Annotated in this window: 16 protein-coding genes, 1 tRNA gene and 1 pseudogene; 17 read left to right on the forward strand and 1 reads right to left on the reverse strand. The window is 31.0% G+C overall.

Annotated elements, in window-relative coordinates; all coding sequences use genetic code 11:
* The 3 genes from AABI72_RS00105 to AABI72_RS00115 all read left to right on the forward strand — a co-directional run.
* Positions 1 to 240, forward strand: a 240-nt coding sequence (locus AABI72_RS00105; protein ID WP_338363243.1) for a hypothetical protein, incomplete at its 5' end; no start/stop codon positions are given.
* A 68-nt stretch (positions 241 to 308) separates the two neighbouring features.
* A complete protein-coding gene (locus AABI72_RS00110) occupies positions 309 to 2,969 on the forward strand; it encodes a hypothetical protein (protein ID WP_338363245.1) in 2,661 nt (886 codons plus the stop codon).
* Between the two features lie 470 nt (positions 2,970 to 3,439).
* A tRNA-Pro gene (locus AABI72_RS00115) sits at positions 3,440 to 3,516 on the forward strand.
* Positions 3,517 to 3,982: 466 nt separating this feature from the next.
* On the opposite strand, the gene AABI72_RS00120 is transcribed toward AABI72_RS00115, so the two are convergent.
* Positions 3,983 to 4,171 carry a hypothetical protein gene (locus AABI72_RS00120; RefSeq protein ID WP_338363248.1) on the reverse strand — a complete coding sequence of 63 codons (189 nt, stop codon included), beginning with the start codon at positions 4,169 to 4,171 and terminating at the stop codon, positions 3,983 to 3,985.
* 1,144 nt (positions 4,172 to 5,315) lie between these two features.
* Between AABI72_RS00120 and AABI72_RS00125 the strand changes: the two genes are divergently transcribed.
* The 14 genes and pseudogenes from AABI72_RS00125 to AABI72_RS04960 all read left to right on the forward strand — a co-directional run.
* Complete coding sequence (locus AABI72_RS00125) at positions 5,316 to 6,233, forward strand: DUF4011 domain-containing protein (protein WP_338363250.1); 918 nt, start codon at positions 5,316 to 5,318, stop codon at positions 6,231 to 6,233.
* A 5-nt stretch (positions 6,234 to 6,238) separates the two neighbouring features.
* Positions 6,239 to 6,610: a hypothetical protein gene (locus AABI72_RS00130; RefSeq protein ID WP_338363252.1), complete on the forward strand. Its 372-nt coding sequence runs from the start codon at positions 6,239 to 6,241 to the stop codon at positions 6,608 to 6,610.
* A 353-nt stretch (positions 6,611 to 6,963) separates the two neighbouring features.
* On the forward strand, positions 6,964 to 7,665 hold the full coding sequence (locus tag AABI72_RS00135; protein ID WP_338363254.1) for a hypothetical protein: 702 nt from the start codon (positions 6,964 to 6,966) through the stop codon (positions 7,663 to 7,665).
* A 63-nt stretch (positions 7,666 to 7,728) separates the two neighbouring features.
* Entirely contained in the window at positions 7,729 to 8,379 is a 651-nt protein-coding gene (locus AABI72_RS00140; RefSeq protein WP_338363256.1) for a hypothetical protein, read from the forward strand.
* Between the two features lie 24 nt (positions 8,380 to 8,403).
* Positions 8,404 to 8,901: a hypothetical protein gene (locus AABI72_RS00145; RefSeq protein WP_338363258.1), complete on the forward strand. Its 498-nt coding sequence runs from the start codon at positions 8,404 to 8,406 to the stop codon at positions 8,899 to 8,901.
* A gap of 61 nt (positions 8,902 to 8,962) precedes the next feature.
* Complete coding sequence (locus tag AABI72_RS00150) at positions 8,963 to 9,208, forward strand: hypothetical protein (protein ID WP_338363260.1); 246 nt, start codon at positions 8,963 to 8,965, stop codon at positions 9,206 to 9,208.
* Between the two features lie 7 nt (positions 9,209 to 9,215).
* Positions 9,216 to 9,719 carry an AAA domain-containing protein gene (locus AABI72_RS00155; RefSeq protein ID WP_338363262.1) on the forward strand — a complete coding sequence of 168 codons (504 nt, stop codon included), beginning with the start codon at positions 9,216 to 9,218 and terminating at the stop codon, positions 9,717 to 9,719.
* A 994-nt stretch (positions 9,720 to 10,713) separates the two neighbouring features.
* On the forward strand, positions 10,714 to 10,863 hold the full coding sequence (locus AABI72_RS04950) for an Eco47II family restriction endonuclease (RefSeq protein ID WP_410520593.1): 150 nt from the start codon (positions 10,714 to 10,716) through the stop codon (positions 10,861 to 10,863).
* A complete protein-coding gene (locus tag AABI72_RS00160) occupies positions 10,835 to 11,032 on the forward strand; it encodes an Eco47II family restriction endonuclease (protein WP_338363264.1) in 198 nt (65 codons plus the stop codon). Before AABI72_RS04950 ends, AABI72_RS00160 begins: the two co-directional genes overlap by 29 nt.
* Positions 11,033 to 11,168: 136 nt before the next feature.
* On the forward strand, positions 11,169 to 11,357 hold the full coding sequence (locus AABI72_RS00165) for a MerR family transcriptional regulator (RefSeq protein WP_338363266.1): 189 nt from the start codon (positions 11,169 to 11,171) through the stop codon (positions 11,355 to 11,357).
* 36 nt (positions 11,358 to 11,393) lie between these two features.
* Entirely contained in the window at positions 11,394 to 11,531 is a 138-nt protein-coding gene (locus tag AABI72_RS04955; protein WP_410520594.1) for a DNA cytosine methyltransferase, read from the forward strand.
* On the forward strand, positions 11,489 to 11,845 hold the full coding sequence (locus AABI72_RS00170; RefSeq protein WP_338363268.1) for a DNA (cytosine-5-)-methyltransferase: 357 nt from the start codon (positions 11,489 to 11,491) through the stop codon (positions 11,843 to 11,845). Before AABI72_RS04955 ends, AABI72_RS00170 begins: the two co-directional genes overlap by 43 nt.
* Before the next feature lie 160 nt (positions 11,846 to 12,005).
* On the forward strand, positions 12,006 to 12,209 hold the full coding sequence (locus AABI72_RS00175) for a hypothetical protein (RefSeq protein WP_338363270.1): 204 nt from the start codon (positions 12,006 to 12,008) through the stop codon (positions 12,207 to 12,209).
* A 19-nt stretch (positions 12,210 to 12,228) separates the two neighbouring features.
* A pseudogene (locus AABI72_RS04960) lies at positions 12,229 to 12,345 on the forward strand (DNA cytosine methyltransferase); the annotation flags it as partial.
* Positions 12,346 to 14,863 lie beyond the last annotated feature (2,518 nt).

Consider the following 14,863-nt stretch of genomic DNA (forward strand, 5'->3'; position numbering starts at 1 on the left):
GTTAGCAGAATTGCACGAATTCTGCTAACAGCTGCAACAACTGTGTTAGGTCTAATGCCAATGGTACTAGGAGTTAGCATTGATTTTTTTAGCTTTAAGATATTTTTCAATCCTCCTTCTAGTCAATGGTGGGTGCAACTTTCTTCATCAATTGCTGGTGGTTTAAGTTTTGCAACATTAATAACTTTGTTTTTTACACCTTGTGTAGTCTATGTCTTGGATAGTTATAAAGATAGATAAGTAGTTTTCTTATTTTTTAATTATGGTATAATTACAAGATTATTAAATTATACAATATTTAAAAAATAATGCCTAGATTATCTAATTATTCACATAGCTTCAACCTCAAGCTATCTGATCCAAGTGGTGAGGATTATGGTATTGATCTTCCAATATCAATGCTTATTAATTACCTAGACATAGATGGTCATTTATCTAAATCATTTTATTTTGCCAAGATATTAAGTGCACAAAGATTAAGGATATTGTTTAATTTTGGTGACTCATTGAAAAGTTTGACTAGTTTATTTGGTTGCAGGATAAATCTTGGATCATTTGACTCTAAAGAGATTGAACTCCCAGATGTGTTTATTCCAATATTGCTTTGGTCTATGTGCTTTAAAGGTGATAGGTCAAATAATAACGATAATGATGCAGAACGAGATACTAATGTTAAGTCTTCTATGTCATTTGTACAGAAACTCTGCGCTAATTTTGTAGATGAGAGTGTAGAAAATGCAAGTGTATTATTAAGCTCACAACATAATGATGGATCATTAGATATAGAGATTGATGCTGCTGTTATATATAAAATGTCCATGCTGTTTTGCGAGCTTATGAAACGTTTTGATGAATTATACAAATCATATAATTCTAAGAATTATCATGAATCTAAAGAATCATTTGACTTTTTTATGGAAGAAGCAATGAAAATGTTGCATGACACAGTTGTTGAGATACTTAGGCAAGATATGATAGACACTTTAGGTGGTGATTTCACTGAAAAATTTAAGGGATTTGATAGCAGTGATGATTTTATAAAATTTCTTAGAAATACTTTGTTTTCTAATGAGAGCTCTTTTAGTTCTTGGCATAAGTTTGGAATTAGGGATTTGCAGCAAAAATTTCATAAATTATATTGTATACTAAATCTTTTAAACAAAAAAGAATATAAAAATAAGAGAAACATTAAAAAACCAGTTGCTGATATTATATCCCATAAGAGATATTTAAACTATAGTGTTAATGCATTGACAATAACTACTGTATTATTTGCAATAACTGCAATAACTGCTGTGCTTACCACCACCTTTTTAATTGGACCTATTGCTATATTTTGCTATTTAATATTATTGCTTTTTATGCAGATGAGGTCAACTTTATTACAAAATTCTAGGTTAATGTTGCTTGATAATCTTGTGTCAGTGTTTATAGGGCCTATATTGCTTGTATCAATGTTTGTTTGTCCAGCTTATGTCTTTATTCCATTTGCTATAGCTTGCTTATGTTTTGTTGGCTACTTAGCTTCATTTAATCCATTATCAAGATTATTATCTTCATTTAAGAGGTGGTTTTATGCTAAAAGTGGTAGATCTATGGTTAGTTCATACTATGGATTTGATGGCAATATGACTTCATATGACAATACTTCTTTACAAGATTTTTGGAATGTTGCAGAGAATAAAGCAGAATGTGTTTTGTCCGATCAGTTTATGCCTTTTGTAAGTTGGTCTAAACACAAGGCTTATATTGCTGATTGCTCTTTAAAGTCTACTATGAGCTTGGTATTTAAATTACTTGATTGTTATTCTAGTGTTTCTGCTGATTTTGCTCATGATATCAAACGTCTATCAATGACTGTTAAGTCTTTTGTAGATATCTTGGATTTGAAATCTGTTGATATTGATTTCCATAGAACTGCTAGTTATCTAATGTCATTAAGTCAAATTAGAAGCTTACATAGTAAAGAATCTATGCTTAAAAAACGAGAATTGCTGTGTAGACTTAATATCTTCCAATTTGCATCTATAGTACAAAGTGTTTGTTCTGCAAATGGCTCCGAGGAGCTATCAGATTATTTACATTATGATAGCTTTAGTGCACCAAGTAGTGAGAAATTAGTCTTTGGTATGAGTGATAGTTCTATAGACCTGCTAATTGATAAGCTTTGTCTAACCTGTGATTATGCACTTTTAGGTCTTTTGACTTCTAAATCACAGAGTTTTGTTTCAGCAATGCAAGCAGCAGGTAGAGAATTTAGCAGTGGGCCATTAGATGATTTGTATAACAGAGTTCTGCATAGAATATTTAAAGATAGTGATTTTGACTCAAGTGATTTTATGGAGCAGGTTTGTCAAAATATTAAATCATCTATTTTCTTTTTAGATAACGTAAAAATTAGTGGTAATATAGAAGTTTCTTTAGGTTTTTTAGAAAAGTTAAGTAGGTTTGTGTGCTATATGAAGAATAAGACAATAGAAGAAGTTGGATATGGTTATGAAATTTTTATTAGTTCTCTTAATAAAGATGAGAAGTTTGCTTTTAGTAGTTTATGCAGTCCAGTGAACAATCCAAATTATGCAATGATGACTAAATATATTAGGAAGTACAATACAGCTATGGGTTTATGCAGAAATAGCCTAAATTCACCTGCAGCACTCTCAAGAGATCTAATGACTAGATTGTCTCCTGAAGAATATTTAGGCATTATGTTTGCAGCTGTTAGTTGCACTGTAGATGCTTTAAAAGAACATGTTATGTTCAGAGAATTGTCTAATAAATATCCATTTATACAATATATGTGTGATATTGTTAATATTGATAAATTAGTGGATATGTATGCTGTTCATAAAGATGATAAATTATCATTAGATGAACTTGTAGAATTAGGGGTAGCAAATGCAAAATGTAGTATTAAAGAAATGGTGTTGGACCCACTTGTAGAAATTGCTGCACATGATAGAAGTTAAGCATTGAGATGAATGTGAGCAAACAGTTTTTGCTTAATATGTGTTTGTTTTTATAATCACATGTTGTATAATGATGTTTGATTATTTTAATATAAATTATGACAAAGTAGATTTTGTCTAGGATGTCTAAATGTTTGTAGATTACTACTATTATTGTGAAGATGTGATGTATTGTGAGCCAGAGTGTTATTGTCCATTTGGTTTATGGTGCTATTGTGAAGATGTATGTTATGTTGAGCATGTGTGCTATTAGATCTAGTAGTTTTTAATGCTCAATATTAGAACATTTTATACTGGGAATGCTTATTTTACTGTATAATTTATTTTTTATTAAATGGCATAGGAAATAAAGCTTGCCATAATGATTTAATTGATTTTATTTGTTGCATAAATAATATAATTTTTTGGTAATTATGTCTTAATTGTATTTATTTCCTGAGTTTTGGTTAGCTGTGGATTAAACTATAAATCGGAGCGTGGCGCAGCTTGGTAGCGCATCAGTCTGGGGGACTGGGGGTCGTGAGTTCAAATCTCGCCGCTCCGACCAGTGAAATTAATCCTTTCACTTAAATCAACAAACTTATGATATACTCTGGGTATGCTTTGTACAATAATTTATATGCATCAAACAACAAATATTAATTTATACTATTAATGTGGTATTATTCTATTCCTTAGTGGTTCTCTGCTTAAGGTATTGTAAATGTGTATTACAAGCACCATATATTAATTAATATATTTTTATTTATGTTAATTATGAAAACAAAAAAATATTTATCTAAATTTAGATTTTTATACAAAATTACTGACAGAGAACTGCTCAATAGGCTTTTAAAGCACATAGGAATGAGCCTGTTATCTTTTGGTGGGATGAAAGGTATCTAAAGCTTATTTAGATAAAAAAATTAAAGAACTAAAACAGCTTTGTGATGAAAATCAAGAATACTTTAAAGCATTTCACAAGATTGACATTAATTACAAATAATACTAGCAGTTTAATTCTATGAAGTACTTTAAAGCAGATAGAAAATGATGATTTGTGCAAAGAATTTATTAACAGTAATTTCCTCTGAGGCAGATTGCATTATATTTGCTGGATGAATTTTGTTTTGTTCAATAAATTCATCTAAATCTGCAATATCACACATTCTATGAGAGCCAATCTTGATGTAGGGTGTTGTAGCCATTTGTTGCAAGTCCATACTACTAGTGTGCTCCTGTTGATGACAAGATATTTGGCTGCTTGCTTTGAATTAATTAATTTTATTTATTTTTTTTGTAATAATTATTTATATACAAGAGTGTATCTCAACATTTAGCTAACCATTATCCACTTGGCGGCCAATAAAAAATTTTTTTAAGGTTTTGGTTTTCTGGTCATATAAGCACAGTAGCTACTGATGGATAGCTCATTTTCAACAAAATAGTGTGACAATTGTAGGTGTTAAAAATGGTGTTTTTTGTGTTTTTCTGTATTTTTTTGATCTTACAATCTTTGTTTTGTTGAAAGTACTGCTGTTAAGGTCATGCAGTAAAAAAATAGGATTTTTCCAGAAACATTGAATTTTCAGGAGTTTTTGACCAAGCTTTTTTCTAATGGAAGCAGGAAGAAGGTAGGTTGTAAATACGATAAATAATCCCACTGAATATAAGGTGTATCATTTGTAAATACGAAAATTATATCATCAAGTGAGGTGCCCTGCTGATGCTCTTGAGTGGTAGCTGGTAATAGTATTTGATATAGCTATTACTTTATTTGATGTTATTTTATTTTTTTGAATGTTCTGTTTGTTGTTACTTTTTTAAAAATAATAACGTTAAGTGAGCCTATCAATTGTTGAGAATAATTTGTTTTTTACTTTTTTTTATAAAAATATTTTATTATTTATGTTAATAAGTTATACAGCAAGGTTATTAGCTCTTCAGCTAAATATATTAAAAAAGTATGACAATTAAGAATTGATAAAAACAATAAGAAACGAAGAAGAATAAAGATTATATGATATACTATATATCAAAAAGGATGTTGGAGTAGGGAGTATCTGCTACTGTGCAATCTTACTTTATAAGCAAAAAAAGATCTTAAAAGACAGATCAACTACATGCAAAAAAGATTCCCCAAAACAGAAATCATCAAAAATATTGGATCAGATTTCAATTTTAAAAAAATATCTTTAATCTATGTTGGAATAGTTGCTGTAGGGAGATAAGCTCATTTTTATTGCTACATATACCGATAGATATACATCTGATGGGAGGAAGATAACAAGGAAAAAGAGTCAATTAATAAGATCTGGGTTGAGGAATCCGATAGTTGGGGTTTCATAACATGGAGAGAGGATAAGGATGGATGCAATATCTATGAGCAGATTAATCAGGAAATTGTTGAGAGACAAGGAGATGGACATAGATATGAATTTTTTAAATAAACGTGTTGCACAATATCGATCTAAGTTGCTTGATACAAGCAGGAAAAGCAACTTGATATCATTTAAACATAATCCACAATCCCTGAAACATATTCGTGTTATTGATGAACTGCCAGATTTGTTTTATGATGATTTTTTAGATGACAAGGAGCTAACCTTTTTGGCTTTACCAAAAGAGGATGAAATTCCATCAGATGAAGAAACAACTGAATTTAAATCTCTTCTTGAGAAGGTTAAATCTACTGATATGGATTTTATTGAAGCCAATAAATTTGTCAATAGAAATAAAGAAGGTGCTTCAGATAAAATTAAGCAAATTGAGCGTGAACTTCGCAATAAGATTCGCAAAGGATTAAATCTACCAGCATGGGAGGAGCAAAAAAGCTTTAGTAATATCGAGATTGCTGAGAAACACCATCTTGATCCAAGTTATGAAATGCCAAATCCAATATCCAAAGATCAAGAAAATGCAAAAAAACATACAGATAAATTCATTCAAACACTTCTTAAACCAGAGGAAATGAGCCGAAAATTAAATGGATTGTACTCACATATTCAGATGGACATTGAAGAATCCAGTGTGAATACACTTTATGCTGCATTTGGTTTTTTAGAGTGGCATAAGCCAGACAATTCAACTAAATGTGTGTTGCCATTATTGTTGCTTCAACTTGAAATTAAAAAGAAATGGTCATCCGGAGGATGTATATACTGCATAAAAGCTACTGGGGAAAGGGCTGAAATCAATCAATCTTTGTCAGAATGTCTTCGTAAGGATTTTGGTATAGAGATTCCAATATTTACCAAGGAAGATAGGCCGGAAAGTTACATGTAGAAGGTTTGAATCTTGTACGGGAGGATAAAAAGGAAAAATGGGAAATTCAGCGGTTTATAACTATGGGTTGTTTTCATTTTGCTCATATTGCTATATATCATGATCTTGATTCTGAAAAATGGCCAGATAGTATTGGTATATTGAGCAATGAGATTGTGCAAAAATTGCTCATTAGATCTGATGATGAGTTTGATGATGTGCATGCTACGGATTATGATATCGACACACTTGAAGTTGAAAAAATTGTACCATTGCCTGTTGCCTCTGCTGATGATTCACAGTACAGTGCGCTAGTTGATGTAATGAAGGGTCATAATACAGTTATTCATGGACCACCTCTGGAACAGGAAAATCTCAAACAATCACTAATATTATAGCCAATGCTCTTGCAGCTAAAAAGTCAGTTTTGTTTTTAGCAGAAAAAGTAGCTGCTTTGAATGTAGTACATAAGCGCTTAAGTAATGTGAATTTAAATCCATATTGCCTTTAGCTGCATTCAGAAATTAAAAAAATTAAGGTTGTGAAATCCATAAAGGAGCATTTAGATCTACGTGATACAAGAAGTGATGGTGGCTACCTGACTTCAAAGAAAGAAGAGTTTGGGAGATCCAGAGATCACATTGCAAAATACATCAACACCCTGAATTCCAAGTTTGGCAAACGAGGTAAGTCCATTCATGGGTATTTATGGGGTGTTAGACTTTAGAAAGATCATATTAATGAACTGCCTTTGACGATCAAGCAACACAAAATATCTTTTGAGCAAGCCGATTTATCCGAAAGTGAATTCAATTATTATGTTGAGGTATTGGACAATATAGTATGCCTAAAAGAAGAGATTGACAGTGAATTTAAAAATGACAAACATCCATGGCATTTTGTTGCTAGTGATGACCTAAGCCTACCCCAGCAGAACGAATTAAAGGAACTGATTAGAGAGTGGAAAGATGGGCTTGAAAAAATTCAATTAAATCTGGAATCCTTCAATAAGGAGTTTAACCTCTTTGTTGATAACACCACACAAGCTGTTGAGATATTTTGCAATTACCTCAATAACCTTGTTGATTACAACACCAGTACATTAAATGAAGCTTTCATAGCTAATCTAGGGAGTAAAGAAAAAGCAGATGCTTTTGTGCTTTTTATTGAGCAGATTCACAAGTATAGGTTGAGATTAGAGAAAATTCAATATATACAGAATGCATCTACCATTGTCAACAATACTCAGGAGATTGAGAGAGATATATTAGCTGCAAAAGAAAATGAGGTTGATAATATGATCACGCTTGATATGCAGAAGCACGTTAATGATTTGGAAGGTGGACTAAAGCTATGGGACAATAATCTCAAATCCCTTTTAGATATTGGTGAATGGTTTGGTTTGTTGAAAAATGAGGGTATGGATAAGATTTTACACAGAGGATATGGATAAAATTTACACGTTGGTAGAGGTGTTAGACTATATCGCCTCAGTGCCACGTGACTATCTACTTTCTTGACAAGTGGTATTGTCGATGAGATTAATGCACCACGCTTACAGATTGCTGTTGACATATGTGAGCGAGTTCGAATAATTCTAGATGATAAAGAAAAATGCCATGATCTCTCAATGATGGGGCAATCACATGAAATTCATATGCATGCCACTGTACTTGAAGATGCTGGACTTTTTGCCATTTTTAACTCATCTTACCGTCAGGCAAAAAAGATCATTGTTATGTTTTCTAAGCAAAAAAATAAATTTGATCCCAAGAAGTCTGCTGATATGCTACGTGTTATTGCCAATAATAAAAAAGAAAAAGAAGAGATTGAACAGGACAGTCAACTTCAAACGCTATGTAGTTCATTGTTTGATGGCATAAAGACTGATTTTAGAAAGCTTCAGAAAATTAATGAGTGGGCAGTAAGTGTTTGGAAACGTTATGCATCTGGTGATAAGTTTTCTCAAAATGTTCGTCAATGGCTTTTGAAGGAAGATAGAGATGATCTCGATATAGCTGTGGAATTGGCAAACAATGAGCATTTTGTTGTACTGAAAAACAAAATAATGAACATTAAAGATGATGTTTCACTTAAGATTACCATTGGTGAATATTTAGATAACTTGAGAAAGAAAGTTGCAAGTTTGAGGGAATTAAAAAATTAGCTTAAAAATTTATCTTCCAATAAGGTGATTACTTTCAATAACATAGACAAGGATCTGCCATATCTTCAAGATGCCAAGGAAGCATGTGATATCATTGACAAAGAAAGAGGGGTGGCTGAAAAGTTTTTCAGTGATGCCTATGATGGTGTTAAAACAAATATCGAAGACATTGATAAAACAATAGATTTTATAGGCATTTATTTGAATGCACCAGGGATGGAGAGTGCTTTTGATATTTTATTAAATAAGGATTTTTTTAAAAACTGGAAGGGTTTCAAAGTTCAGTTGAAATCTTTAATTAATGCCATCAAAAATATAACAAGCCTTGCAACAAAAGTTGATAATTTTTTTAGCATTCACTTTGACTCTTGGTTAGATGAAAATTATTGGACTGATTTAATCAAAAAATTATCAGAAGCCTTAGATAATCCAGAGGCACTCAATCAATGGATCAATCTCAATAGATGGTATGCTAGAGCTAAAGCTGATGGATCTATTGGGAAGCAGTTACTAACTATATGATCAGGAGAGACTGGATATTAGAACAATACCCAATGCTTTTAAGCACTTGGTTTACAAGGCTATGGAGTCTGAGATTTGCCAGCGTAACTCAGAGATTTTAAGAACAGAAGGTAGAAGTCTGGAGCAAAGCAGATTAAAAATTAAAAAATTGAATCAGGAGATAGTGGAATTTCAGCAACAAGAACTTTGCAATGAACTCAATGCTGCTAGGCCTATACTTGGAAAAAGTTCTATCAAGAAAAGTGAATTGACAGAATATGCTCTTATTAGCAATGAAGTTGAAAAACAGCAAACACATTTCAGTTAGGAGTCTTATGAGGCGTTCTGGTAAGTCAATTCAAAAGATCAAGCCTTGCTTTCTGATGTCACCACTAACTGTGGCTCAATATTTTGAGCCTGGGAAGTTTAAATTTGATCTTGTTGTGATTGATGAATCCTTACAGATACGTCCAGAGTATGCACTGAGTGGCATTGCTCGTGCAGATCAGATTGTTGTTGTTGGAGATCCAAAGCAGCTTCCACCAAATTCAACTTTCCAATCAGTGGAGATAGATAATGGCATTGAGCATGATGGTGCTACCAAGGAGGATTTCCAGTGCCCAGAATCCATATCAGCACGTGAACGTGATGTTATCCATCAGCAAGTGCTTGAAGGGTTGGGTTGGCACATATATCGTATTTGGTCAACAGACTGGTTTGCTAGCCCAGAAAAAGAATTTGCAAAGCTTAAAAAGTGTATCCAAGAACGCCTTGATAATAATGAGAAATTGAAGAGAAAGAGAAAGGTTATTTCAGATGAGAAGGATGATGAGATATAGGATTTATTCAGTACTATAGATAGAGAAATCAAATAATTTTGTGTTTGGTTATGCAACTAACATCAGGTTGTTTTGTCTGCCCAACTAAGTTATTGTCATATTTTCTGATTTTTCTAAATGAATTTTGGGAAACTTATCTCAGCAAATCATCATCAATTGACATCTTGCCCCCAGATAAAATATTATAATCCCTTATGTTTGGACTTCTTCTCTCTTTTTGAGTGCCTCCATTTGACATGAGTCACTCCCTCTATTCCATGAGAATAATGTTGAGGAACTGAAGGTATTTTAGAAACTAGATATTGCATCAATCTAAAACTCTATAAGATAGACTCTAGGATGTTACTGGCAGTTGATTTGTTCTTGGAAAAGTTAGCCTGTTGGTTTGTAAGCAAGCTCTATGGCAATGGATTGAAGTCTGTATTGCTCCGCTTCTCTATAGTTTTTTGGGGTATCAATGAAGTTTTTCTGATGTTTTTTAAAAAAGCACAATTCCCTTAAGGTTTAAATTTATTCTTTTTTTGAAGTAAGTCACCAGTTATTTATTTTTGTTTGTAGCAATATTGTGCTAAATGTATTAATACTGTTCGTGTGATTTGATATTGCATTTATTGTGCTAGTAGTTAAATCAAAAGAAGATTATAGTTTAGAGTTAAGTTGTCTGATTTCTTTAAATTAAAGTAAGTGAGAATGAAATATAATATAGATTTTTTAGAATACGATAAACTGTATCACTTATGTGAGGGTATAGTTAAAACTCTACAAACATCAATTATAACTAAAGAAGAAACTCTACAGCAATTATAATATAATAGATCTATTATCAGCGATATTCGATGCTTCTTTTCATGAAATATCATTAACAGAGTAGATTAAGACAGAAAAAATAAGGCAAATTCAAAAAATTTTTCAAAATGAGATTTGAGCATTTCATTAAAAATTACTTGGAAGCATTGAGGATTGAGAGGATTTCAAAATTGGTGGAGTTATTGATATAGTAAATAAAAAAAAGAAGGTTATAGCTGAAATAAAAAATAAATTTAACACAGCAAAAGGAAACCATAAGAAAGATATTTATGATGATTTTAATAATTTATTAGAAAATAAGTTGGTACATGGCTTATTATGTGGCTATTTTAACTAAAAAAAGATTTAGTAAACCATTTATGCTATCAGACAATAAAATAAGCACAAGAAGGTTAGAAAATAAGCATATTATAGAAATTGATGACAAGAGTTTCTATGAGATTGTAACTGGCGATAAAAATGCAATTTATAAAATATATAAAACTATACCTTATGCTAAAATCTGATAATTCAAAGATTTTGTTAGACCCTCTTTTTGAAAAATTATTCGAACAAGCATTTAAATAAAAAACAACCCATTGTATAATGCAAAGGGTTATACAATACTATTTAAGTACATTATATTATTCAAATTTATAGATAATGAAACTAACTGTTCAGCAAGCAAGTAAAGAATTAAATGTTTCAACAGCCACAATAAGAAGGTGGGATAAGAAAGGTTTAATTAAATCTATTAGAACAAATAGAAATTATAGACTTTTTGATCTTAAAGAGATTGATAGAGTCAACAAGAAATTCAATGGAATATCTAAACAATATAAACAGTTATAAAATTTTTAAATCAGACAAAAAACCCATTACAGAGTAATAGAGCTTTTTGTTGGCACAGGTGGAACATCGTTGGGATTTGAGAATGCTGGTTTAAACCATGTTCTGCTAAACGAAATTGATAAGCAGGCAGTTTGCTACAACTCAGGGAAAATTTTGGTAGTGCCACAAATATAATCTGTGCTGATGTTTTGAGTCTTAATTTTAGTAAATATCGAAACATAGATGTTGTGCAAGCTGGATTTCCTTGTCAGGCCTTTAGTTATGCAGGAAAGAGCTTGGGACTTGAAGACACTAGGGGGACTTTGTTTCTCGAGTTTGCTAGATGTATTAAAGAAACAAATCAAAAAATTGCCATAGGTGAGAATGTGAGTGGGTTATTGAAACATGATAATGGCAAAATCCTTGAGACCATGATTAATGTCTTGGAAGAGCTTGGGTATAGAGTGCAGTTCAAAATACTGAAATCCCAGTATTTGGACATCCCATAAAAAAGAGAAAGGTTGATTATTCTGGCCATAAGAAATGATTTAGATATTCCTTTCATTTTCCCAAAAGAAAAAGATTACTTAATAACTGTTGGTGAAGCTTTAGTTGGTTGCCTACCTTCCATTGGGAAGAATATTCAACAAAAAAAAGGAGGTATTGAAAATGGTACCACAAGGTGGGTACTGGAAAGATTTACCAATAGAATTCCAAAAAGAATACATGAAGGCAATTTATCATACTGGTAGAAGAACTGGCATGGCCAGAAGACTTAGTTTTGATTGGTCATCACTAACATTAACCTGTAGTCCATCACAAAAACAAACAGAAAGATATCATCCAATAGAAACTAGGCCTTTAAATATCTAGAATATAAACATTTTCAGATTCATGGAAATTTAAAGGTTCAATGTCATCTCAATATAAACAGATAGGTAATGCAATGCCTATAAATTTGGCCTTCCATATTGTGATTTGTGCAATAGAGATGTTGGATAAATTGTAGCTTTAAACCTAAAGACCCAATGAAATGAAGCCAACCTTAATATTCTTTGGATCATTTCACAATATCTAAGGTATGTCACAAGATATTAAATAATATATCATTCTTTTGCCCATCAGTACTTTTTGTGACTCAAATTTTTCCTTCAACTTATTCAAAGATAGCAAGATAAAGCTGACTGCTGATTATGGAAAAATAAAAGTAATGTATTTATTTGTTTTTGGAGTTTAGTTACGTAAATATCATGCAGCTTGTTGGGAGAATTTCTGTCTACAGTTTTTTAGGTGTATGGAGTTAGTTTAGCGAGGAGGGGGATTTTTGTGATTCAATTTACGTCTCTTGAATTTATTTAAGGGGTATTTTTTGAGTATTATTATATTACCTTACTACTTTAAATTGAGTAATTTAATTTAGTGTATCACTTCATAATAGATTATGTGTCCATATAAGAATACGATAAAAAATATCATGAATAATCACCTTATTTATGGATAGAGTGGGTGAAGGATTGATGTGCGTTACAATGGTGTTGCAAGTGAAGTCGTGAAGTACTTATGGAATACTCTTTTGCATGATATATTGTTATTTTTAAATTTTTGAGAGATTGATTTATCTTTCTTTTAAATAAAGAGTTTATCTTTGGCTTTAATGGATAGCTTTCTGTGATAATTTTTAATGATTTTTTGAGTAAATTGGTTTTACTAATTTTGAAATAGTTGGCAGTCACTCATATAGTATTGTAGCAACTGTAGTAAAATTGCAGCATACTGGAAGTATTGATTTGTAATATTGTTGCCATTGTAGCCACTTTAGGTGAATCTCTATAGCAATGTTTGGTGGAGTATTATGTTTATCAATAGTATCTAGCAAATATTATTTGCTAATTACTCAGTTCTTTTATCTACCATTAATTTTCATAGGACAAGGAATAATTATATCTTACTTCTTCATAGATATTTAGCAAGGTTTGTAGTGCAAGCATTGCATCTGTAGCTTTTGTCACAGATTTCCTCGCAGGATCATTAGTCAGTCTGGCATAATAGCACTAAACTTGAGGGCTTTTGTGTCCCAGTGATTTTCTTATTATATATCCACTAGTGTCAGTAATAGCTGGCCATAATCCCAATGTTCTCTGCAGTCATGTATTTGAAGGTTTTCTATGTCAGCACGTTTAACTATCCTTTTCTATGCATTCTCTCTTAGGTTCCTCAATAGTCCAGATGCACTCTTTTGACTTGAGAACACCCATTTTGATTTATTTTTTCTTGATTGGAGTATTTTCATTGCTTTTTTTACTAGATTAATTACTATTGTCTCGCTATTTTTAGTTTCTTGAATTATCTAATTGTTTAAATGGAAAGCTGATTTCATTCCATTCCATTTCCATTAAGTTTGTTTTTCTAACGCCAGTTAATATCAGTAAATAAAGATAATCTCTCATATCTGTATTCCCTTCTTCATTAATTGCCCAAAAGAATCCCAGTAATTCATTTGGTTGTAGAAATCTATCTCTTGTTTTAGTTTTGAATTTTTTAACTTTATTGTGGGATTGTTGTATTCATATCCTCATTCAATAGCCTTGTTATATATGGGTTTCAGTATTTTTAGAGTATGATTGGTGGTGCATATTCCACTGTTATCTTTGATAAAGTTGTGCAAAGTCTCCACTTCACGTGAGGTGATATCTTTTAATCAATGATTTTTGAATGTTTTTAAATGTACTCTAAATGCATCAATATACATTGCAATATGATTTTTGTAAACAAGTGCATATTTTTTATATATTCATGCTCAAAAAAATATCCAAATGTCATGTTCATATAGTTATTTTTACCCTTAATTGAATTAATTATTTGAGCCATCTTACTCAACACTTTCATTATTTTTTTTTGCATTTTTAATAGATAGATCAGGAAACTTTTCTAGTGTTAATTTAATAGGTCTGCCTTGAAATTTTTTATACACCTTAAAGATAAGATTTTAAAAACAATAGATAGTCAATATGGTATTTACTTAACCATAAAAATGGCATATAGATTTTATCTGCTGAAATTGATGAGTCTAATGCTAAAGATATTTGTATAATGTATCCTGAAAATGTCTAAAAAATAGTAAAATATTTGTATGAAAAATATAGAATTAATAAACTTAAAGTTATTATTATAGATAGTTACACAACTATTATGCAATTATTAAATTTATTAAAAATAATATTATGTTGTTTTATTAAAATATATTATATTATTAACTTTAATAAATTTGAAAAATTGATTATTAGGAAAACTGTTCCTTCTGGAAGAAAATATTTACTCAGCATCAATAAAAAATATTACAATTTATGATATTTATAATACTATTGAAATAAAATAAAATAAGTGGGTTAAAATAGTCTATAGCGTTACATGTAAATCAGCAGAAAAAGTAAAATTGTTTTTCTTTTAAGGTTATAATATTAAAAATTGATGATATATTACCTAAAAAATGTATAATTTTTGACCATTTATACACTCCATTTTTTGGT

This window comes from Candidatus Xenohaliotis californiensis, from assembly GCF_963930935.1.
Lineage (GTDB): Bacteria > Pseudomonadota > Alphaproteobacteria > Rickettsiales > CAWVOK01 > Xenohaliotis > Xenohaliotis californiensis.